The 20,359-nt window shown below is 64.7% G+C and carries 15 protein-coding genes and 1 pseudogene; 8 read left to right on the top strand and 8 right to left on the bottom strand.

Annotation, left to right across the window (positions count from 1 at the left end; all coding sequences use genetic code 11):
- Positions 1-39: 39 nt before the first annotated feature.
- Positions 40-2,385, top strand: coding sequence for a TonB-dependent receptor (locus GGR73_RS00265; RefSeq protein WP_102252630.1), 2,346 nt, complete (start codon positions 40-42; stop codon positions 2,383-2,385).
- Positions 2,386-2,939: 554 nt separating this feature from the next.
- Positions 2,940-3,974, top strand: coding sequence for an L-threonine 3-dehydrogenase (tdh, locus tag GGR73_RS00260; protein WP_172641694.1), 1,035 nt, complete (start codon positions 2,940-2,942; stop codon positions 3,972-3,974).
- Positions 3,975-4,816: 842 nt separating this feature from the next.
- On the opposite strand, the gene GGR73_RS00255 is transcribed toward tdh, so the two are convergent.
- The 5 genes from GGR73_RS00255 to GGR73_RS00235 all read right to left on the bottom strand — a co-directional run bounded on the left by GGR73_RS00255 (position 4,817) and on the right by GGR73_RS00235 (position 9,753).
- The gene (locus GGR73_RS00255) at positions 4,817-5,533 is read right to left on the bottom strand and encodes a TorF family putative porin (protein WP_024938543.1); all 717 of its coding nucleotides are present in this window, start codon (positions 5,531-5,533) and stop codon (positions 4,817-4,819) included.
- Positions 5,534-5,799: 266 nt separating this feature from the next.
- Positions 5,800-6,831: a sulfate/molybdate ABC transporter ATP-binding protein gene (locus tag GGR73_RS00250; protein ID WP_016902217.1), complete on the bottom strand. Its 1,032-nt coding sequence runs from the start codon at positions 6,829-6,831 to the stop codon at positions 5,800-5,802.
- A gap of 7 nt (positions 6,832-6,838) precedes the next feature.
- Positions 6,839-7,792 (bottom strand): sulfate ABC transporter permease subunit CysW, encoded by a 954-nt coding sequence (cysW, locus tag GGR73_RS00245; RefSeq protein ID WP_024938545.1) that lies wholly within the window; start codon positions 7,790-7,792, stop codon positions 6,839-6,841.
- Complete coding sequence (cysT, locus tag GGR73_RS00240; RefSeq protein ID WP_046345821.1) at positions 7,789-8,649, bottom strand: sulfate ABC transporter permease subunit CysT; 861 nt, start codon at positions 8,647-8,649, stop codon at positions 7,789-7,791. Before cysT ends, cysW begins: the two co-directional genes overlap by 4 nt.
- A gap of 3 nt (positions 8,650-8,652) precedes the next feature.
- The gene (locus GGR73_RS00235) at positions 8,653-9,753 is read right to left on the bottom strand and encodes a sulfate ABC transporter substrate-binding protein (protein WP_026064742.1); all 1,101 of its coding nucleotides are present in this window, start codon (positions 9,751-9,753) and stop codon (positions 8,653-8,655) included.
- Between the two features lie 89 nt (positions 9,754-9,842).
- Between GGR73_RS00235 and kbl the strand changes: the two genes are divergently transcribed.
- Both kbl and GGR73_RS00225 read left to right on the top strand, forming a co-directional pair.
- Entirely contained in the window at positions 9,843-11,051 is a 1,209-nt protein-coding gene (gene kbl, locus GGR73_RS00230; RefSeq protein ID WP_046345819.1) for a glycine C-acetyltransferase, read from the top strand.
- Positions 11,051-11,440, top strand: a complete 390-nt coding sequence (locus GGR73_RS00225; RefSeq protein ID WP_104608448.1) for an HNH endonuclease — start codon at positions 11,051-11,053, stop codon at positions 11,438-11,440. The genes kbl and GGR73_RS00225 overlap by 1 nt, the downstream gene beginning before the upstream one ends.
- Here GGR73_RS00225 and GGR73_RS00220 read toward each other — a convergent pair.
- The 3 genes from GGR73_RS00220 to GGR73_RS00210 all read right to left on the bottom strand — a co-directional run bounded on the left by GGR73_RS00220 (position 11,394) and on the right by GGR73_RS00210 (position 14,069).
- Positions 11,394-12,245, bottom strand: coding sequence for a pseudouridine synthase (locus GGR73_RS00220; RefSeq protein WP_054591852.1), 852 nt, complete (start codon positions 12,243-12,245; stop codon positions 11,394-11,396). The two genes, GGR73_RS00225 and GGR73_RS00220, sit on opposite strands and share 47 nt — an antisense overlap.
- 19 nt (positions 12,246-12,264) lie before the next feature.
- Entirely contained in the window at positions 12,265-12,780 is a 516-nt protein-coding gene (locus GGR73_RS00215; RefSeq protein WP_184455134.1) for a hypothetical protein, read from the bottom strand.
- A 191-nt stretch (positions 12,781-12,971) separates the two neighbouring features.
- Positions 12,972-14,069, bottom strand: a complete 1,098-nt coding sequence (locus tag GGR73_RS00210; protein ID WP_024938552.1) for an OmpA family protein — start codon at positions 14,067-14,069, stop codon at positions 12,972-12,974.
- A 416-nt stretch (positions 14,070-14,485) separates the two neighbouring features.
- On the opposite strand from GGR73_RS00210, the gene GGR73_RS00205 reads away from it, so the two are divergent.
- From GGR73_RS00205 to GGR73_RS00190, 4 genes and pseudogenes are all read left to right on the top strand, one after another.
- Positions 14,486-15,508 (top strand): zinc-binding alcohol dehydrogenase family protein, encoded by a 1,023-nt coding sequence (locus GGR73_RS00205; RefSeq protein WP_184455131.1) that lies wholly within the window; start codon positions 14,486-14,488, stop codon positions 15,506-15,508.
- A 539-nt stretch (positions 15,509-16,047) separates the two neighbouring features.
- Complete coding sequence (locus tag GGR73_RS00200; RefSeq protein ID WP_184455128.1) at positions 16,048-18,087, top strand: NADPH-dependent 2,4-dienoyl-CoA reductase; 2,040 nt, start codon at positions 16,048-16,050, stop codon at positions 18,085-18,087.
- Positions 18,088-18,419: 332 nt separating this feature from the next.
- Positions 18,420-18,886: pseudogene (locus GGR73_RS00195) on the top strand (MFS transporter); the annotation flags it as partial.
- A 999-nt stretch (positions 18,887-19,885) separates the two neighbouring features.
- On the top strand, positions 19,886-20,347 hold the full coding sequence (locus GGR73_RS00190) for a cell wall hydrolase (protein WP_016905076.1): 462 nt from the start codon (positions 19,886-19,888) through the stop codon (positions 20,345-20,347).
- Positions 20,348-20,359: the final 12 nt, after the last annotated feature.

The raw sequence follows: 20,359 nt of genomic DNA, 5'->3' as shown, positions 1-20,359 counted from the left end.
CGTGCGTTGCCCTCAGCCGTGCTCGAACAGGATTCCCCCATGACTTCCGCTCGCCGTTTTCATGTCACTCCGCTGGCGCTTGCCCTGGCCGCGCTGCTCCCCGCCATCGCCTCTGCTGCCACACCGGCGGCCGATCCGGTTGCCGGTGCAGATGCGCCGGTAGCCGATGCCCCGGCCAGCGTGGCCGATGCCGCCACCAACGCCACCCAGCTGGACGCGATCAACGTGGTGTCGCAAGGCAGCACCCGCCAGGTCCAGCGCATCAGCCGGCAGGACATCGAGCAGCTGACACCGGGCAGCAGCGCCTTCAAGGCAGTGGAAAAGCTGCCGGGCGTGCAGTTCCAGTCGGCCGATCCGTTCGGCACCTACGAGTGGTCCACGCAGGTCACCCTGCACGGCTTCGATCAGAGCCGGCTGGGTTACACGCTCGATGGCATTCCGCTCGGCAACATGAGCTACGGCGTCACCAACGGCCTGCACATCACCCGCGCCATCATTTCGGAAAACCTCGGCTCGGTGGAAATCGCGCAAGGCGCCGGTGCGCTTGGCACCGCGTCCAACACCAACCTCGGCGGCACCATGCAGTTCTACTCGGCCGACCCGCAGAGCACGCCGGGCCTGCGCCTGGTGCAGACGGTCGGCAGCGATGCCACGCGCCGCACCTTCGTGCGCGGCGACACCGGCGATCGCAACGGCTTGTCGGCGTACCTGTCCTATGCCAATGCCAGCACCGACAAATGGAAGGGCTTCGGCGACCAGCAGTCCGAGCAGGCCAACCTCAAGACCGTCTACCAGTGGGGCGACGGCAACCGTCTGAGCCTGTTCGTGGACACCTCGCGGCGCAAGGAATACGACTACATGGACCTGTCGTTGACCAGCCAGCGCGCACTGGGCTGGGACTACGACTACCTGCAGCCGGATTGGGCCACCGCCGTGCAGATGGCGCGTGCGTATCAGAACACCGGCGCCACCAGTGGCGTGGCCAACGGCTATCCGCAATCGCTGGCCGGGCTGCCCGACGATTACAGCTGGCTCGATGCCAGCTACTACGCCGGCGGCGGCCTGCGCCGCGACAACCTGGCCGGGCTGTCGGGCACGTTCGTGTTCGGTGGCGCCACCCTGGATGCCACCGGCTACTACCACGGCAATCGTGGCGAAGGTCAGTGGGTGACGCCGTATGTACGCACCTCTGCGCAGGTGCCGCTGTCAATGCGCACCACCGACTACGGCCTGGATCGTTTCGGCGGCACCAGCGCCTTGAAATGGGCGTGGGGCAACCACGATCTGGAAGTGGGCCTGTGGGCGGAAAACGCACGCACCACGCAGCAGCGCAACTACTTCGCGCTCGGCAATGAAGGCTATACCTCGCTGTACAACGTGTATGAAGCGCAGACCCCGTTCCGTCGCGATTTCCTGCAGCGCTACACCACCCAGACCCGCATGTTGTACCTGCAGGACACCGTGCGCCTGCTCGACGATCGGCTGACCCTCAACTACGGCGCAAAGGCGCTCAGCACCACCACGCGCGCGCAATCGCTGGTGCCGACCACCGCACTGGCACAGGGTCGCATCCGCGCCGAAGACAACTTCCTGCCGCAGGTCGGCGTGAACTACAAGCTGGACGAGCGCCAGGACCTGTATGCCTCCTATAGCAAGAACATCGCCGCGTTCGGCTTCACTCCGTTCGGCACCTCGCAGGCGGCGTTCGACCGCAGCCGCTCCACGCTGGAGCCGGAAGAATCACAGACCGTGCAGGTGGGTTACCGCGTGCAGGATGCGCAGTTCCAGCTGTCGGCCGATGCCTACTTCACCAAGTTCTCCAACCGCTTGTTGACCACCTCACCATGTACCGCCGTGCAGACCTGCGCGGCGATCCTGAGCAACGTCGGCGCCGTGCATAGCGCGGGTGCCGACCTGGCCTTGATGTGGCGCCCGGTGGAGGGCCTGAGCTGGTTGAACTCGCTGTCGTGGAACCGCTCGCGCTACCAGGACGATTACCTCAACAACGGCGTGGTCGCCACCTCCGGCAAGGACGTGGTCGGCATCCCCGCGTTGATGTTCTCCTCCAGCGCGAGTTACCAGCTCGGCAACCTGCGCCTGGATCTGGACGGCAAGTACGTCGACAAGCGCTACATCACCTTCCTCAACGATTCGCAGGTGCCTTCGTACTGGCTGTTCAATGCCGGCGCGCGCTACGACTTCGGTCGCGTGGGCGGGGTGGCCGATGTGGCGTTGGCGCTCAACATCACCAACCTCACCGACAAGCGCTATTTCGCCAGCACCGGTACCAACGGCTATGTCGCCTCCGATCCGGATGGCTACAACCAGACCATGGTGGTCGGCGCACCGCGGCAGTATTTCATGAGTCTGGATGTGAAGTTCTGAGCCACCGCCGCCCCTCCTCTCGGGCGATAAGACACAGCTTGCGCACCCAGGCGCGCGTGCTTTGGAGCGTCCCGCCGCGGGTGCGGGCAGGGGCGCGGAGCGGGGGCGTTGAGGGTGAGGGTGACGCCGATCATTCATCCTGGCGACGCGCTTGCCATCGCAGGCGGCGACAGATCTCTGAGGCGCCCCTTCATCCGGCGCTTTGCGCCACCTTCGCCTCGTAAAGAGGCCAATGTCCCGACGGGAGAAGCAAGATCAAAGCCCCTCTCCCTCCGGGAGAGGGGTTGGGGTGAGGGTACGCTGCGAGGCACCCGGCGCGTCACTTCTGAAGGCGCGTGGCGACGCGTTTTTCATTGCATGTACTGGTAAATCTCTGAGGCGCCCCTTCATCCGGCGCTTTGCGCCACCTTCTCCCGAGGGGAAACGGACGGCACCGGCCCTACCCTGCCATGAACCGGGTCAGCCGACATCACTCACTTCCCGCACCGCCGCATGGCCGCGACCTCGCGCCGCATATAATCGCCGTCTTACTTTCACTCAGCAGGTCCCGCCAGATGGCGCAGACGATGAAGGCGCTGGTCAAGCGCGAAGCAAACAAGGGCATCTGGCTGGAACAGGTCGCCGTTCCCAGCCCCGGCCCCAACGAGGTGCTGATCAAGCTGGAAAAGACCGCGATCTGCGGCACCGACCTGCATATCTACCTGTGGGACGAGTGGAGCCAGCGCACCATCAAGCCCGGCCTGACCATCGGCCATGAGTTCGTGGGCCGCGTGGCCGAGCTCGGTTCAGCGGTGACCGGCTACCAGGTCGGCCAACGCGTGTCGGCCGAAGGCCACATCGTCTGTGGGCATTGCCGCAACTGCCGTGGCGGCCGCCCGCACCTGTGCCCCAACACGGTCGGCATCGGCGTCAATGTCAACGGCGCCTTCGCCGAGTACATGGTGATGCCGGCCAGCAACCTGTGGCCGATCCCCGACCAGATTCCCTCGGAGCTGGCCGCATTCTTTGATCCTTACGGCAATGCTGCGCACTGTGCGCTGGAGTTCGATGTGATCGGCGAGGACGTGCTGATCACCGGCGCCGGCCCGATCGGCATCATTGCCGCCGGCATCTGCAAGCACATTGGTGCGCGCAACGTGGTGGTCACCGATGTCAACGACTTCCGCCTCAAGCTGGCGGCCGACATGGGCGCCACGCGCGTGGTCAACGTGTCCAAGACCTCGCTCAAGGAGGTCATGGCCGACCTGCACATGGAAGGCTTTGACGTGGGCCTGGAAATGAGCGGCAACCCGCGCGCCTTCAACGACATGCTCGACTGCATGTACCACGGCGGCAAGATCGCCATGCTCGGCATCATGCCGCGCGGCGCCGGTTGCGACTGGGACAAGATCATCTTCAAGGGCCTCACCGTGCAGGGCATCTACGGCCGCAAGATGTACGAGACTTGGTACAAGATGACGCAACTGGTGCTGTCGGGTTTCCCGCTGCACAAGGTGCTGACCCACCAATTGCCGATCGACGATTTCCAGAAGGGCTTCGACCTGATGGAAGAAGGCAAGGCCGGCAAGGTCGTGTTGAGCTGGAACTGATCGGCCAATACGCTTCAACGCAAAAGGCGCCGCAAGGCGCCTTTTGCATGTCCATCTTCAGAGCACTGGCTACGCAGCAGGCAAAACTTACTGGTTGAGGGCGCGGCGCCCTTGCCGCTCGCGGGACACGCGGTGGATCCATCCCTGCAGGCGCCTTGGCGGCATCCATCCATGCCGCCAAGGGTTCCGCAACCGGCAAGGACACCGCACCAGAGAAATAGTCTGTGACCGCATAAGAAAACGCTTCGCCCAACCTACATTGGATATTGAGCCTGCACACCATTGTCGAACAGCGCGCACCAAGCACTGCTCCTACCGTGCACACCGACCATCTCGACTGGTCCTTGCCCGCTCACCGTCGCGGGACCTTGCGCGGCATGGATGCCGCGTAAGAGCCTACAGGGACGTACTTGCGGCGTGTCCCGCGATGGTGGGTGGGCAAGGGCCCTGCAGCCAGGCAGCAGATCAACCGCTCTACGATTGAGCTATCGCATCGGCGACTGCTTCAACGACCGACCATCTCGACTGGTCCTTGCCCGCTCACCGTCGCGGGCTCTTACGCGGCATGGATGCCGCGTAAGAGCCTACAAGGACGTACTTGCGGCGTGTCCCGCGACGGTGGGCGGGCAAGGGCCCTGCAGCCAGGCAGCAGATCAGTCGCTCCGCAAGTGATCTATCCGCACGATGCATCACTCAAAGACAAAATAAACGAGATTTGAGCCTCGGTGTCCTTCAAATTTAGACACTGAAGAACCCAGGCATCGACTCTTGTTACCGCCTCACCACTACCACTGCACGGCTGCGTCGTTAGAGCCGCTGTTCAAGCGATTGCCATCACGGCATCACGGCCAGGTGACCGTCGCAGTCGCCACCAGATGGTTCTGCGAATTCTGCCGACCGAAGCCGAATTCCGCCGCCTCGCTGGTGTCGTAGTAGCCCACGCTCAGGCCCAGCGGACCGAAGGCCTTGCCGACATTCACGCCGAAGTCGTTGTAGTCGTGATCCACCTGACTCAGCGACGAGGTATAGACACTGTGCCCCGCATGCGCGCCGAAGGTGAAGTCATAGGGCAGCGACCAGTTGGCATCCAGCGCGTAGTAGTAGCCATCGGTCTTGGTGCCGTAGAGATCGTTGGTGTAGGCAACGGTGAGGCTATAGGTTTTCAGAAACGTGGTCTTGGTGATCAACTCGGCGTAATTGGACGCACCCGCTCCCAGGTACTGGTAACGATTGACCATCACATCGAAATTGAAATTGGTACCCAGGTCGGTGTTGTAGCCGACAAAGCCATCCACTTCCCAATCCGGATCGCCGGCACCGTAGTCGACGTTGGACGTCCAGGTGCCGATGTACAGGCCGAACGGCGTCTTGTAGGTGAGTCCGGCCTGGAAGGCGGGCTCTTCATTGGTCTGCGAAATACCGCGGAACAGATAGTCGCTGGTCACCGCAAAGGTGCCGCTGAAGGGAGAAGCGGGGGCTTGTTCGTCCTGCGCCTGTGCCAGCGGCACCACACCGAGCAGCAGCAACGACAGACAACACGCGAGCGAGGACGGCTTCATGAACATCTCCTGGAACGATGGGCGGTCGGATTGCGCAAGGCGGGACTGCCATGACTTCTTAGTCCAACCGTCATTGCAGCGCAACATACACGTCGCGCTCGCTTGACCCAGCGCACACGCTCGGGAGCAGATGACGCTGGTCAGCGTTCTGTCTCATCGACCGCCGGCGCGGAATCTTGATGGGCCGGGAGTGGAGATTGGGGATTAGCAGGGATTCGCTTCGCTTCTGCGAATCCCCAATCCCGAATCCCCAATCCCGGCTTAGATCAGACCGGAAACACGCCGTAATGCCGCGCGGCCAGCCGCAGCTGCTGCCCGGGCTGAAAGCTGCCCGCCGATGCCGGCAGCTCCACCTCCACCTCATTGCCTGCCGGCTCCAGCGTTGCACGCAGGCGCAGACGCGCCCCGCTACGCTGCGACCAGGCCACCGTGGCCGGCCAGCCAGCGTCGTCCGGCACCAGATCTTCCGGCCGCACGTAAACCTCGACCGGGCCGGCCGCCAGCGCGGCATTGGCTGCCGGCAAGGCATGCCCGGCAACCTGAATCTGGCCTTGCGCCAGCACGCCGGGGATGCGGTTCACCGCCCCCACAAACGAATACACGAACGGCGAAGCCGGCTTGTCGTAGATCATCGCCGGCGTGTCGAGCTGCTCGATACGGCCACGGTTGAGGATCGCCACCCGGTCGGCCAGCTCCAGCGCTTCTTCCTGGTCATGGGTGACGAACACCGTGGTCAGGCCGGTCCGCTCGTGCAGTTCGCGCAGCCAGCGGCGCAGATCGCGGCGCACCTGCGCATCCAGCGCACCGAACGGCTCGTCCAGCAGCAGTACGCGCGGCTCGATCGCCAATGCACGCGCCAAGGCCACACGCTGCCGCTGGCCACCGGACAGCTGGGTGGGATAGCGCTGCTCCAGGCCCTGCAACTGCACCAGCGCCAGCAGCTCCTCCACCCGTGCGCGGATACGCGCTTCGGCCCAGCGCTCGTTGCCGCGCCGCACCCGCAGGCCGAACGCGATGTTCTCGAACACGTCCATATGCTTGAACAGCGCGTAGTGCTGGAACACGAAACCGACCCGGCGCGACTGCACGCTCATGCGGGTGGCGTCTTCGTCGCCGAATAGCACCTGCCCGCCATCGGCATGCTCCAACCCGGCCATGATCCGCAGCAGGGTGGTCTTGCCCGAACCGGACGGCCCCAGCAAGGCCAGCAACTCGCCCTGACGCACGTCCAGGGTGATGTCGTCCAGCGCGGTGAACGTATCGAACTGCTTGCGCAGGCGGTGGATGCGGATGCCCATGTTCACCTCAATGTCGGTGGTTGGCGGCGAGCGAATCGCCGTGCCGCCATTCCAGGTACGTCTTCAGCGCCAGCGTCAGCAGCGCGGTCAATGCCAGCAACGAGGCACACGCGAACGCGGCGCTGTAGGCGTATTCGTTGTAGAGAATTTCCACGTGCAGGGGCAGCGTGTTGGTACGCCCGCGGATATGCCCGGACACCACCGAGACCGCACCGAACTCGCCCATCGCACGCGCTGCGCACAGCAACACGCCGTACAGCAGGCCCCAGCGGATGTTCGGCAGGGTCACCCGCCAGAACATCTGCCAGCCGTTCGCGCCCAGGCTCAAGGCGGCCAGTTCTTCATCGCTGCCCTGCTGCTCCATCAACGGCATCAGCTCGCGCGCGATGAAAGGAAAGGTGACGAAGGTCGTCGCCAGCACGATGCCGGGCAACGCAAACACGATGCGCGGCAACTGGATCAGCAACTCGCCAAAAAACGGCAACTGCAGTCGCCAGCCTTCGTCGATCAACGGCCACGCCCAGCCGCTGCGGCCGAAGATCAGCACGAAGATCAGGCCCGCCACCACCGGCGACACCGAGAACGGCAGGTCGATCAGGCTGATCAGCAAGCGCTTGCCGGGGAATTGGTGCTTGCTGACCGCCCACGCCGCCGCCACGCCGAACACCAGGTTCAGCGGCAGCACGATGGCAGTGACGATCAGGGTCAGCTTGATCGCCGACAACGCATCCGGGTCGACGATCGCGCGCAGAAAGGTCTCCCAGCCGCCGCGCAGCGCCTCGGCAAACACCAGCACCAGCGGCAGCAGCAGGAACGCCAGCAGGAACAGCAGCGCCCCCGCAATCATCAACCACTGCACCCAACGCGGCTCGTTGGTGGCCGAGTCGGTGATGCGGCGGGCCTGTTCGGTCATTTGGCGGGTGTGCAACATGGCAGGCAGCGGCGAAACAGCATCGTTCATGCAGTCCTCCGTTGATAGCGCAGCAGGCGTGCCTGCAGCGTATTGACCACCAGCAGGATCACGAACGACAGCAGCAGCATCGCCGCGGCAATCGCGGTGGCGCCGGCATAGTCGAATTCCTCCAGCCGGATGGTGATCAGCAGCGGCGCGATCTCGGTCGAATTGGGCAGGTTGCCGGCGATGAAGATCACCGAGCCGTACTCACCCACACCACGCGCGAAGGCCAGTGCAAACCCGGTCAGGACTGCCGGCCAGAGCCCAGGCAGCACCACTCGCCACACTGTCTGCCAGCGCGATGCGCCCAGCGTGGCCGCGGCCGCTTCCAGCTCGCGCTCGCTCTCGGCCAGCACCGGCTGCACCACCCGTACCACGAACGGCAACCCGACGAACACCAGCGCCAGCACGATGCCCAACTGCGTGTAGGCCACCTTGATGCCGATCGCCTCCAGCCAGCGCCCGACCCAGCCGTTGCCGCCGTACAACGCGGTCAGCGCGATGCCGGCCACCGCGGTCGGCAATGCGAACGGCAGGTCGATCACCGCATCGAACAGGCGCTTGCCTGGAAAGTTGTAGCGCACGAACACCCACGCCACCCAGGTGCCCATCACCGCATTGAAGGCGCCGGCCGCGAACGCGGTGCCGAAGCTCACCCGCAGCGCCGACAGCACGCGCGGCTCGCTCCACACCCGCCACAGCCCATCCCAGCCCAACCCGCTGGTCTTGATGAAGATGCCCAGCAGCGGGATCAACACGATCAGTCCCAGCCAGGTCAGCGTGATTCCAAGACTCAAGCCCAGCCCCGGCATCACGCGTCGGCGCGGTGACGGCGCTGGGTGGGGTGCAACCGACATCGGCATCGCCTACTTTTTTGCCTGGATCTGATCGAACACGCCACCGTCGGCGAAGTGTTCCTGCTGCGCCTTGTCCCACGACCCGAACGCGTCCTGGATGGTCACCAGCTTGATGTCCGGGAATCGTGCCAGGTCGGCAGGGTCGGCAAATTCCGGATGGCGCGGCCGATAGAAATGCTTGGCCGCCAGCTTCTGCCCTTCCGGCGCATACAGGTAACGCAGATAGGCCTCGGCCACCTCGCGGGTGCCGTGCTTGTCGACGTTCTTGTCGACCAGCGCCACCGACGGCTCGGCCAGGATCGACAGCTTGGGCACCACGATCTCGAACTTGTCCTTGCCCAGCTCTTCGCGCGCCAGCAGCGCCTCGTTTTCCCAGGCCAGCAGCACATCGCCGATGCCACGCTGCACGAACGTGGTGGTGGCGCCGCGCGCACCGGTGTCGAGCACCGGCACGTTGCGGAACAGCGCCTGCATGTAGCGCAAGATGCGCTCGCGGTCGCCCTTGAAGATATGGTCGGCGTAGGCCCAGGCGGCCAGGTAATTCCAGCGCGCGCCACCGGAGGTCTTGGGGTTGGGCGTCACCACCGCCACGCCGGAGCGCAGCAGGTCCGGCCAATCGTGGATGTTCTTCGGGTTGCCCTTGCGCACCAGGAATACGATCGTCGAGGTGTACGGCGCGCTGTTGTCGGGCAGGCGCTTTTCCCAGTCGCTGTCGATCAGCTTGGCCTTTTCGGCGATCGCATCGACGTCGTAGGCCAGCGCCAAAGTGACCACATCGGCCTCGATGCCGTCGATCACCGCCCTTGCCTGTTTGCCGGAGCCGCCATGCGAGGTCTCCACTGTGACGGTGTCCTGCGGATGCTGCTGCTTCCACTGCGCGGCGAAGGCGCTGTTGTAGTCGCGGTAGAACTCGCGGGTGGGGTCGTAACTGACATTGAGCAGGCCGATATCGCGCGCGCCTGCCGGGCCGGCCAGGACCAGCAGGCTGCACAACACGGTCGATACAAGACGGAAGCGGGGGTGGGTCACAGCAATCTCCAAACCGTTGGGGCGCAGCTGAACAGCAAGCATGCCATGCTGCGCAGCGGCACGCAGGCGGTGAAATGACATCAAGGCCGCACCTTATGCTGATTTTGCATGACGTAGTGGTATGCCACCGTGATCGTTAAAATCATGCGTCTCTTGCCACTGCGACCGCCATGACCAACGCTCCTGCTGCGCTGACCGCCCATTACGCCGCCGAACTGGAAACCATCCAGTCTCAGGGCCTGTTCAAGTCCGAGCGCATCATCACCGGCCCGCAGTCGGCGCGGATCACCCTGGCCGATGGCCGCAGCGTGCTCAACTTCTGCGCCAACAACTATCTGGGCCTGGCCGACCACCCGGACATCATCCAGGCCGCCAAGGACGCGCTGGATACGCACGGCTTCGGCATGGCCTCGGTGCGCTTCATCTGTGGCACCCAGGACCTGCACAAGCAGCTCGAGCGCACCATCGCCGATTTCTTCGGCACCGAGGACACCATCCTCTACGCCGCCTGTTTCGATGCCAACGGCGGCCTGTTCGAACCGCTGCTCGGCGAAGCGGACGCGATCATTTCCGACGCGCTCAACCACGCCTCCATCATCGACGGCGTGCGCCTGTGCAAGGCCAAGCGCTTCCGCTACGCCAACTGCGACATGGCCGATCTGGAAGCGCAGCTGCAGGCCGCCGATGCGGCCGGCTGCAAGACCAAGCTGATCACCAGCGACGGCGTGTTCTCGATGGACGGCTTCATCGCCCCGCTGGACGAGATCACCGCCCTCGCCCGCAAATACAACGCGCTGGTGCATATCGACGAATGCCATGCCACCGGCTTTCTCGGCGCCAGCGGCCGCGGCTCGGCCGAGGTCAAGGGCGTGCTGGACCAGATCGACATCATCACCGGCACGCTGGGCAAGGCGATGGGCGGCGCCCTGGGCGGCTTCACCACTGCCAAGCGCGAAGTCATCGAACTGCTGCGCCAGCGCTCGCGCCCATACCTGTTTTCCAACTCGCTGCCGCCGCATGTGGTGGCCGCCGGCATCAAGGCCTTTCAGATGCTGGAAGCCGCCGGCGAGCTGCGCACGCAACTGGTCGACAACACCCGCTACTTCCGCGAGCGCATGACCGCTGCCGGCTTCGACCTCAAGCCCGGCGTGCACCCGATCAGCCCGGTAATGCTCTACGACGCGCCGCTGGCGCAAAAATTCGCCGAGCGGCTGCTGGAAGAAGGCATCTACGCGATCGGCTTCTTCTTCCCGGTGGTGCCCAAGGGCCAGGCGCGTATCCGCACCCAGATCAGCGCCGCGCACACCCGCGAGCAGCTGGATCAGGCGATCGACGCGTTCATCAAGATCGGCCGCGAACTGGACGTCATCCAGCACTGATGCGCTCGGCGCTGCGCCAACGGCTGCTGCTCGCGGCGCAGACCGATACCCAGGCGCAGCTGTTGGATGGCAACTGGGAAACCCGCTGCCTACATTGCCGTCGGCGCCTGCAACTACGCGCCGATGGCGAACCGCTCGGGCACACCACGCTGGAACATGTGGTCCCGCAGGCCTGGTTCGGCCGTCGCGCGGCGGCGGCCCTGTGTGCGCTGGTCGGCGACGATGCCAATGCAGCGCGCAATCTCGCCCTGGCCTGTGCCGGCTGCAATCATGCCAAGGGCCGACGCCACGATGCCAACGGTGCCGGCGACGCCCGCGCCGTCGAGGTGGTGAGCGCCTTGCTCAGCGCGCGTCTGGCGCGCTGGCGGGAGCCGCCGTCAGCGCACTGACTTCCGCTGGGCTGAGCATCCGCCACGCACCCTTGCCCAGCTCGCCCATCGCCAGCGAGCCGATCGCCACCCGCACCAGCCGCAGCACGCCGATCTCCACCGCAGCCAACAAGCGGCGGATCTGCCGATTGCGGCCTTCGTCCAGCACGATCTCCAGCCACGCATTGCGCTCGCCTTCGCGCAGCACGCCGACCCGCTTGGCGCGCAGCAGTACGCCCTCGCCGTCCGGATCGGGATCGACCACACCGGCCTGCAGTTGCGCCAGTTGCGCAGCGCTCGGGCGGCAATCGATCTGCACGTGATAGGTCTTGTCCGGCCCGGTCATCGGGTCGGTCACCGTGGCGGCCCATTGCGGATCGTTGCTGAAGAGCAGCAGGCCTTCGCTGGCCTTGTCCAGGCGCCCGACCGGGGCGATCCACGGCAATCCGGCGCCATCGAAGCAGCGATACACCGTGTCCCTGCCCTGCTCGTCGCGTGCGGTGGTGACCACGCCGCGCGGCTTGTTGAGCATCAGGTAGCACCGCGCCGGGCCGGCCAATGGCTGTCCGTCGACGCGGATGGTGGAGTGCTGATCAGCGCGGATCGGATATTCGGGATCGCGTATTACGCGCGCGGCCACGCTGACCCGCCCGTCGGCGACCCAGCGCGCCGCTTCGGTACGCGAACACACGCCCAGTTTGGACAGCACGCGCGCCAGCCCGTGGCGTGGCGCGCTGGTCGCCGTGGTCGTACCGGAGGCGCGCGACGCGCCCGCCGGACCACGCGTGCGCTGCCGGGACGTCGCCGGCGCAGGCCGCCGGGTCATGCCGTCCCGACCGCGTTGCTTACTTGTTTTCGACCGACTTGGCGTCGGCCGCAGGCGTTGCGGTTGCGGCAGCAGCCGGAGCCGGCGCAGCCACCGGGCGTGCCTTGACCACGCGCACGCCGCGCGCCTTCATCCAGGCATCGAATTCTTCGGCGGTCATGCGCTTGCCGTTCTGGCTCATGTCAAAGCGCCACGGCGTGTTGTCGAACGCGGTGGTGGCCTTGTAGGCGGCCGGATCGTTCGGATTGACGGTGCTGCCGGGCGGAATGACCTTGGCCAGATCCTGGCAGCCTTCCACGCGCAGACGCAGCAGCACGCGGTCCACCGACTGCTCGGTGGTGTAAGGCTGTGCCAGCACGCCGGTGGGCATGCCCAGCTGCACGCTACGGGTATAGAACTCGGCGGCCGCCGGCGCGATGACGGTGGCGGGCAACGGCAGCGGCTGGGACACCGTGCTGCCGGCGCAGTTCGGAGCGGCGTAGGCGGCGGGAATCAAGGCGAGACAGAGCAATCCAGCCGTAGCGGTACGCAGCATCGGGTTCTTCCAATTATGAGTGTGGTGTTGACGCGGCGAGTGTAGGCAGCGATGAACGCCGTTTCAACCGGAAACGTGCCTGGATGGCAACGCAGACAGGATTTGCACCGTCCAGGCGCGGGTTTTGCGGTCCCCACAAAGACAAAACCCGGCGCAAGGCCGGGTTTTGTATGCAACAGCTAGCGGTCCAATTAGTTCTGGACGTTCAGCTCGGTACGACGGTTCTTCGCACGGCCTTCCGGATTGTCGGAACCATCCGGGTTGGTGTTCGGAGCAATCGGACGGCTCTCGCCGTAGCCGATCGGACCAACCAGACGCGACGCATCGACGCCGTTCTTGGTCAGGTAGTCGTACACGGTGGTCGCACGACGCTCGGACAGCTTCTGGTTGTACTCGTCGGTACCCTTCGAGTCGGTGTGACCAGCAACCTCAACCTTCAGGTCAGGGTAACGCTTCAGGATCTCGGTCGCTTCGCTCAGGATCGAGACGGCGTCCGGACGCAGGGTCGACTTGTTGAAGTCGAAGTTCACGCCCTTCAGATCGATCGACACAGGCACCGGGCAACCGTCCGGACCGATGGTCTGGCCAGGCTGCGAAGCCGGGCACTTGTCGTCGCAGTTGTTGACGCCGTCACCGTCGTCGTCCAGGTCTGCGCAGCTCGGAGCAACCGGAGCCGGGGCCGGCGGCGGAGCGGTCGACGGAGCCGGTCCCAACGGGATCACGACGCCGACCGAAGCCAGCACGTCGCCGAACCAGTCTTCCTGCGGAGCAGCAACGCTCTGGTCGTTGAAGTCAGCGCGGTAGGCCAACTCGGCACGCACGGCGACGCGCTTGTCGAAGGTGGTCTGCAGACCGACACCAGCCTTGGCGGCAAAGTTGCCGTCCTTCTGCTGGCCCGGCGAAACCGGGTTCGGGGTCGCGTCGAATTCTTCTTCCGAACGCTGGTAGCCCAGACCGAACAGCAGGTAGGGGTTCCAGCCGCGGCCTTCCTGGATGAAGTGGCGACGCAGGTCGAACGAGATGCCGTACTGGCTCCAGTTCTGATCCTGGTTGGCATCGAAGTTCGGGTTCTGATAGTTCAGCTCGCCGTCGATCGACCAGTTCGGGCTGACGAACTTGCCCAGACCCAGGGTGACGAACGGGGCATCATTGGTCAGACGATCGCTGTCCTGGAAGTTGAAGCCAGCGCTACCGGTCAGGTACCAACGGTCATCGAACTCCTGCGCGGAAGCAGCCTGGGCAACCGCCAGACCGCCGAGCAACGCGGCAGTGAGAATTTTCTTGTTCATGTGTATACAGCTCCTTCTTTGGGAGATAAAACCGATAGAGGCGTTGTTCTTGGTAAAGATGCTCGTCACATCCAGAGCCATCGGGGCGCAGATTAAGCCGGCTTCAGTGAAGATCGCGTTAACGGTCATATAACATGTGAAAGCAATCACCAGGGCCGGCGATCCCTTTCAATACTACGTATACAGTTTCATGAAGGGAAGGACCGTGCACTCAGTTTGCACATCTGACCTGCATGAACCGCAGCCCAATTAAGCCAGTTGAATACGCTGGCGGATCCACCTTGCCGGCGGGCTGCACAGTGATGCGAAAACCACATTGGTGAACGCCAGGCCCCGTCCGAGCTGAATTGTTGGGTCGGTGGTTGCAGCGCGACGGCTTCACAACGCACCCTGAACTCCCCACATGGAGCGACCCGATGAAAGCTGTCGTCATCACCCGTCATCTCCCGATCGACGATTCCGCCGCACTGCTTGACATGGAACTTCCGGCCCCGTTGGCCCCTTCGGGGTATGACTTATTGGTCCGCGTCGAGGCGATCTCGGTCAATCCGGTCGACACCAAGGTGCGTGCACCCAAGCCACACACGCTGGATGCGCCGAAGATCCTGGGCTACGACGCGGCTGGCGTCGTCGAAGCGGTAGGCCCCGAGGTCACCGCGTTCGCAGTCGGCGACGAGGTGTATTACGCGGGCGACATCGGCCGCCCGGGCAGCAACGCGCAATACCAATTGGTCGATGCGCGCATCGCCGGCTGCAAGCCCACCTCACTCAGCTTCGCCCAGGCCGCGGCCCTGCCGCTGACCACGTTGACCGCCTGGGAGCTGCTGTTCCAGCGCATGCCGTTCTCTTTCGACGGCGCGCGCAATCGCGGCAAGCACGTGCTGATCATCGGCGGTGCGGGCGGCGTGGGATCGATCGCCATACAGTTGGCGCGGCATGCCGGTTTCAGCGTGATCGCCACCGCCTCGCGACCGGAAACCATCGAATGGGTGCGGCAGATGGGCGCCCAGCATGTGATCGACCATCACCAGCCGCTGCAGCCGCAGTTGCAGGCCTTGGGAATGCAGAGCGTGGACGCCGCACTCAACCTGGCCGACACCGACCGCTACTGGGAGCAACTGGGCGAGATCCTGGCACCGCAGGGGCATGTGGGCTTGATCGTGGAGCCGCGCGGCCCGCTGTCGATCGGCGATCCCTACAAAGCCAAATGCATCGGCATCCACTGGGAGCTGATGTTCACCCGTGCCCGCTACGCAACCGAGGATATGGTCGAGCAACACCGCATCCTCAACCGTGCCGCCAGCTTGATCGATGCGGGCGAGCTGCGCACCACCCATACCGAAACGCTGTCACCGATCAATGCGCAGCAATTACGCGAGGCGCACCGACGGCTGGAAAGCGGCAGCACGATCGGCAAGCTGGTACTGGCGGGTTGGTGATCGCCGTGACCGCTTGAGTCCGGCTGCCGCAGCGGGCACGGGCCGTTGGCTCGCAGAGGAAGAAGGCAGCACGGCCCCAGCGCGCGCACATGACCCAGCGGCAAGGCGGGAGGGCACCCTGATCGTGCGGTCCGCCTCGCTGCTGGGGCGCAGGCCCGATCGCAGAGGCGTTTCCTGTAATGCGAGGCGATCTGTTCCGCGGCAGCGGCGCGGGCGGATCGGCCCCGCTCGACAGAGACTCGCCCCCGCGACCCGCGCGGCGCTGGAGCGCGGCCGCCCAGCTGACAGCACTGATCAAGAAGTCGGCAAGTGCGGCTCGAGCCTCAGCCAGCCAGCGGGCCAGCAGGGGCGTCTTCTTCGCGCCATTGGTTGCGCTTGGCAGACATGGGCGCCCCCACTGAGATACGGCCCGATGTGCAGGCCAACCGTACCGCCCTCCCCTCCGAAACCGCCGATTGCGCCGTATGAGCGGGTCAAGACTTGCCGCCAGGCCCGTTTGCCTGCATCGTGCGCACTCCGTACGCCAGCGTATCCACACCATGTCGCCCGCCACCGGCCCGTCCGTCTCGTCCTACCCGCACCTGTTCGCGCCGCTCGATCTGGGCTTCACGCAACTGCGCAACCGCGTCCTGATGGGCTCGATGCACACCGGTCTGGAAGACCGGGCGCGCGATTTCCCCAAACTGGCCGCGTATTTCGCCGAGCGCGCTGCCGGCGGGGTTGGCTTGATCGTCACCGGCGGCTTTTCGCCGAACGTGGTGGGCTGGCTCAAGCCGTTCGGCGGCAAGCTGTCGTGGCCGTGGGAGGTGCGCCCGCATCGTCAGGTCACCCGGGCGGTGCATGCGCACGGCGCGAAGATCTGCCTGCAGCTGCTGCATGCCGGGCGCTATGCCTATCACCCCCTGTCGGTGGCACCGTCCAGGCTCAAGGCGCCGATCAACCCGTTCACCCCACGCGCGCTATCGGCACGTGCGGTGGATCGTCAGATCGCCGCCTACGCGCGTGCGGCGCGGCTGGCCCGCGACGCCGGCTACGACGGCGTGGAGGTGATGGGATCGGAAGGCTATCTGATCAACGAATTCACCGCCGCGCGCACCAACCAGCGCAGCGATGCCTGGGGTGGCGATGCGACCAAGCGCATGCGCTTTGCGGTGGAGATCGTGCGACGCATCCGCGAGGCGTGCGGGCCGGACTTCATCATCATCTACCGGCTGTCGCTGGTGGACCTGGTCGAAGGCGGCAACCAGTGGCAGGACATCCTGACGCAGGCGCAGGCGATCGAAGCGGCCGGCGCAACCATCATCAATTCCGGTATCGGCTGGCACGAGGCACGCATCCCGACCATCGCCACCTCGGTACCGCGCGCCGCATTTGCGGGTGTGACCGCCAAGCTCAAGCCGCACCTGCGTATTCCGGTGGTGGCCACCAACCGCATCAACATGCCCGAAGTGGCCGAGCGCATCCTGGCCGACGGCGCCGCCGACATGGTGTCGCTGGCGCGCCCGCTGCTGGCCGATCCGCAGTGGGCCAACAAGGCACGCACCGGCCAGTCGCACGCCATCAATACCTGCATCGCCTGCAATCAGGCCTGCCTGGATCATGTGTTCGACAACAAGCTGGCGAGCTGCCTGGTCAACCCGCGCGCAGCGCACGAAACCGAACTGATCTACGCACCGACCCCCAACCCCAGGCGCATTGCGGTGGTCGGTGCCGGCCCGGCCGGTCTGGCTTGCGCGACAGTGGCCGCCGAGCGCGGTCATCGCGTCACCTTGTTCGATGCGGGCGATGCAATTGGTGGGCAATTCAATGTCGCCAGGCGCATCCCGGGCAAGGAAGAATTCAACGAGACGCTGCGCTACTTCGGCCACCGCATCGATGCGACCGGGGTGCAGCTGCGCCTGAATACCCGGGTAGAAGCCGCAGACCTGAAAGACTTCGACGAGATTGTGCTGGCCACCGGCATCGAGCCGCGCAAGGTGGACTTCCCCGGCGCCGATCACCCGATGGTCGTGAGCTATCTCGACGTGGTGCTGGGCCGCCATGTCGCTGCCGACAAGGTCGCGATCATCGGGGCCGGCGGGATTGGCTTCGATGTCGGCGAATTTCTCGTGCACACAGGGCCATCGTCGTCGCTGGACCCTGCGCGCTGGATGGCCGAATGGGGCGTGGACCCCAGCTTCGAAACGGCTGGGGCATTGGCCAGGCCGCAGCCCGAGCGCCCTGCCCGCCAGGTCTGGCTGCTGCAGCGCAGCCCCGGCAGACCCGGCGCGCGCCTGGGCAAGACCACCGGCTGGATCCACCGCGCCACGCTCAAGGCCAAGGGCGTCAAGATGCTGGGCGGCGTGGAATATCTGGGCGTGGACGACGCCGGACTGCGGATCCGCGTGGACGGCGCCGAACAAGTGCTCGATGTCGGCACGGTGGTGGTCTGCGCCGGGCAGGAGCCGCGCCGCGACCTGCTGGCCGCGCTGCAGGCCAACGGGCAGCAACCGCATCTGATCGGCGGTGCGGATGTCGCCGCCGAACTGGACGCCAAGCGTGCGATCGATCAGGCCTGCCGACTGGCGGCGAAGTTGTAACACGCGTTGCCGCAATGCGCTGAACGCCACAGCAGCCTGAGCGCGACACCCGCACCAACCTCTTTGTGAGCGTCATGGAGCGGGGCTGGCGCAACGTCAACGCCGGTGGTGGTGGCGGTGGTGGCGGTGATGAAACGATGACCGGTTCACCCATGAGATGCCGGCGCCGGGATCCATATGCGCCGGATCGATGCAGGCGATGACGCTGCCATCGACCTGGCGCCCAACCCCGTGAGCGCCGCTGATCGGTGCAGCGCAGTCCATTCTCTTTCTTTTCGCAGCTCGGCGATAAACCGGGCATGCCCGCGACGCCGACTACATCGCTGCATCCACTTCCCGCCGATGTCCATCTGATCAGCGTATTGCTGCTCAGCCTGCCCTTCCGCGCCGCTTATGCAGTCGGCGACGTCGCACAGAACACCTTGCTGGGATTGGGCCGCTGGTCCTGGCGTGGCACGCGCGGCGTCAGAGCGCTGCGTCCGATCGGCAGCGGGCTGGCCGCGCTCTTGGTCAGCGCCGCGATCGGCCTGGTTCTGAAGGCGGCACGCCTGCCGCCGCGTCGACTGCGTTGATGGTAGTCGCTTTGGTCAGCAGTATTGCCGTGCTGTCGGCATGGTGGTTACGCAACGCATTGCAGCCTTACGCGCATACGGCTGCCACGACTGCATCGCCAGTAGCTGCGCTGAAGTGGCGGCGCGATCAGTTGCTGCCCTTGGCGGTCATCGCAGCACTGGCCCTGACATTGCCGACGCTCACCAAATTGGCGCCGTATCTGGCGCAGTTGCGTACCGGCTCGTCTGCATGTCTGCATGTCTGCATGTCTGCATGTCTGCATGTCTGCATGAGATTGTTTCGCACCATGTTGAACTTGATGCGTGTGATTCAACAGGCCTGATGCGTTCGAACATCTGCACTGCGAATAGCAACAGCGTTAGCAAGCGCGCACTGCGATTGCCGCATGGCCAACGCCGCTGTGCCACCGATACCGTCGAAGGAATCGTGATCGATGATTTTGACGATCTCGGTTGCATATCGTCGTGCAGCCACTACAAGCCATCTAAAATTCCGCTGACGCATTTGTGCACGATGGATATGCAAACTTGACGCACGACTTGGTGCTGCGATGCGAGCGCCAATACCGTCGTGGCGTTTGGTGTTCACTCGCCACCATCAACGCGCATCGAGCACCTCGGACGCCTCCTCTAGTGATTACAACACCGCGTTCTACGATGCACATGCGAGCGCTCGATGCATGATCCGGACTGCATCAAGCACCATGCACTGAAAGCTCCTTTATGCACCCCGCGTTCGCATCTCGACACATCCCCATTGCAGTAGAAAGCGGCGATACGCAAGCACATCCCTCAGTGACGATGACGTGTAGCGCAGACTGCAGATGGCATGCGTAGCCTAAGTGCAACGCGTTGCACGTCTCGAGCCATTGCGCAGGCGCAACAGCGCACGCGCACCGTATCGAGATCCGTTGCGGCATCCGCTGTCGCCAGCGCGATGCGACGCACACGACGGATGCGTCGCGCTGGTGTCATCGAACCAAGCCGCAGATGCAGCAAGCAATCACACCCGTCAACCCCGCCTATTCAGCCGCGATTCTGTGATCGACGCCTACCTTGCGCCAACTTTTTGACCCGCCGCATTTGGCGGGCACCTCCGGTAGATCTTCTTTCGCCGGAGACCGGGCGACCCGTGGCAGGTCGCCTCCCCATGACGCCAAGCCCTCTGTACTGGTGCATCCACCTTGGATGCTCTGCGGATCGGCCCATACGGAGCAAGGAGTTATATGAAACTGGTTTGGATACTTTGGCTGTCGCAGTTGTTGCCGCAGCCGGCTGCAGATTCGTTGTGCTTGAGCACCACCGTGTACCTGGAAGCGCGTGATCAGACCTTGCGCGGCCAGCAAGCCGTCGCCGAAGTTGCGTTGCGTCGGCTGGACAGCGGCTTGTGGGGCGACTCGATGTGTCAGGTGGTCACTGCACGCAAGCAGTTCGCGCCCACCATCGTGGCTCCGGGGACGCAGCTGAAAAACGACGATGCCTGGAACAAGGCGCTGGATGTGGCACTGGCTGCAGAGCGCAACTGGGCGCTGCCGGTGGGGCAACGCAAGGAAATCGTGCCGGGCGCCAGTCACTTTGCCGCAAGCGCGATCGCAAGCCCGAGCTGGCGTAATGCCTACCAGGTGGCCACCATCGGCGACCACACGTTCTACCGCGTACAGAAGCTGCGCCCGCGCACCGCATCCTGACGCTGCCCACGC

It is taken from the genome of Xanthomonas sp. F14, from assembly GCF_014199865.1.
This window is presented reverse-complemented; position numbering and strand designations above follow the sequence as displayed.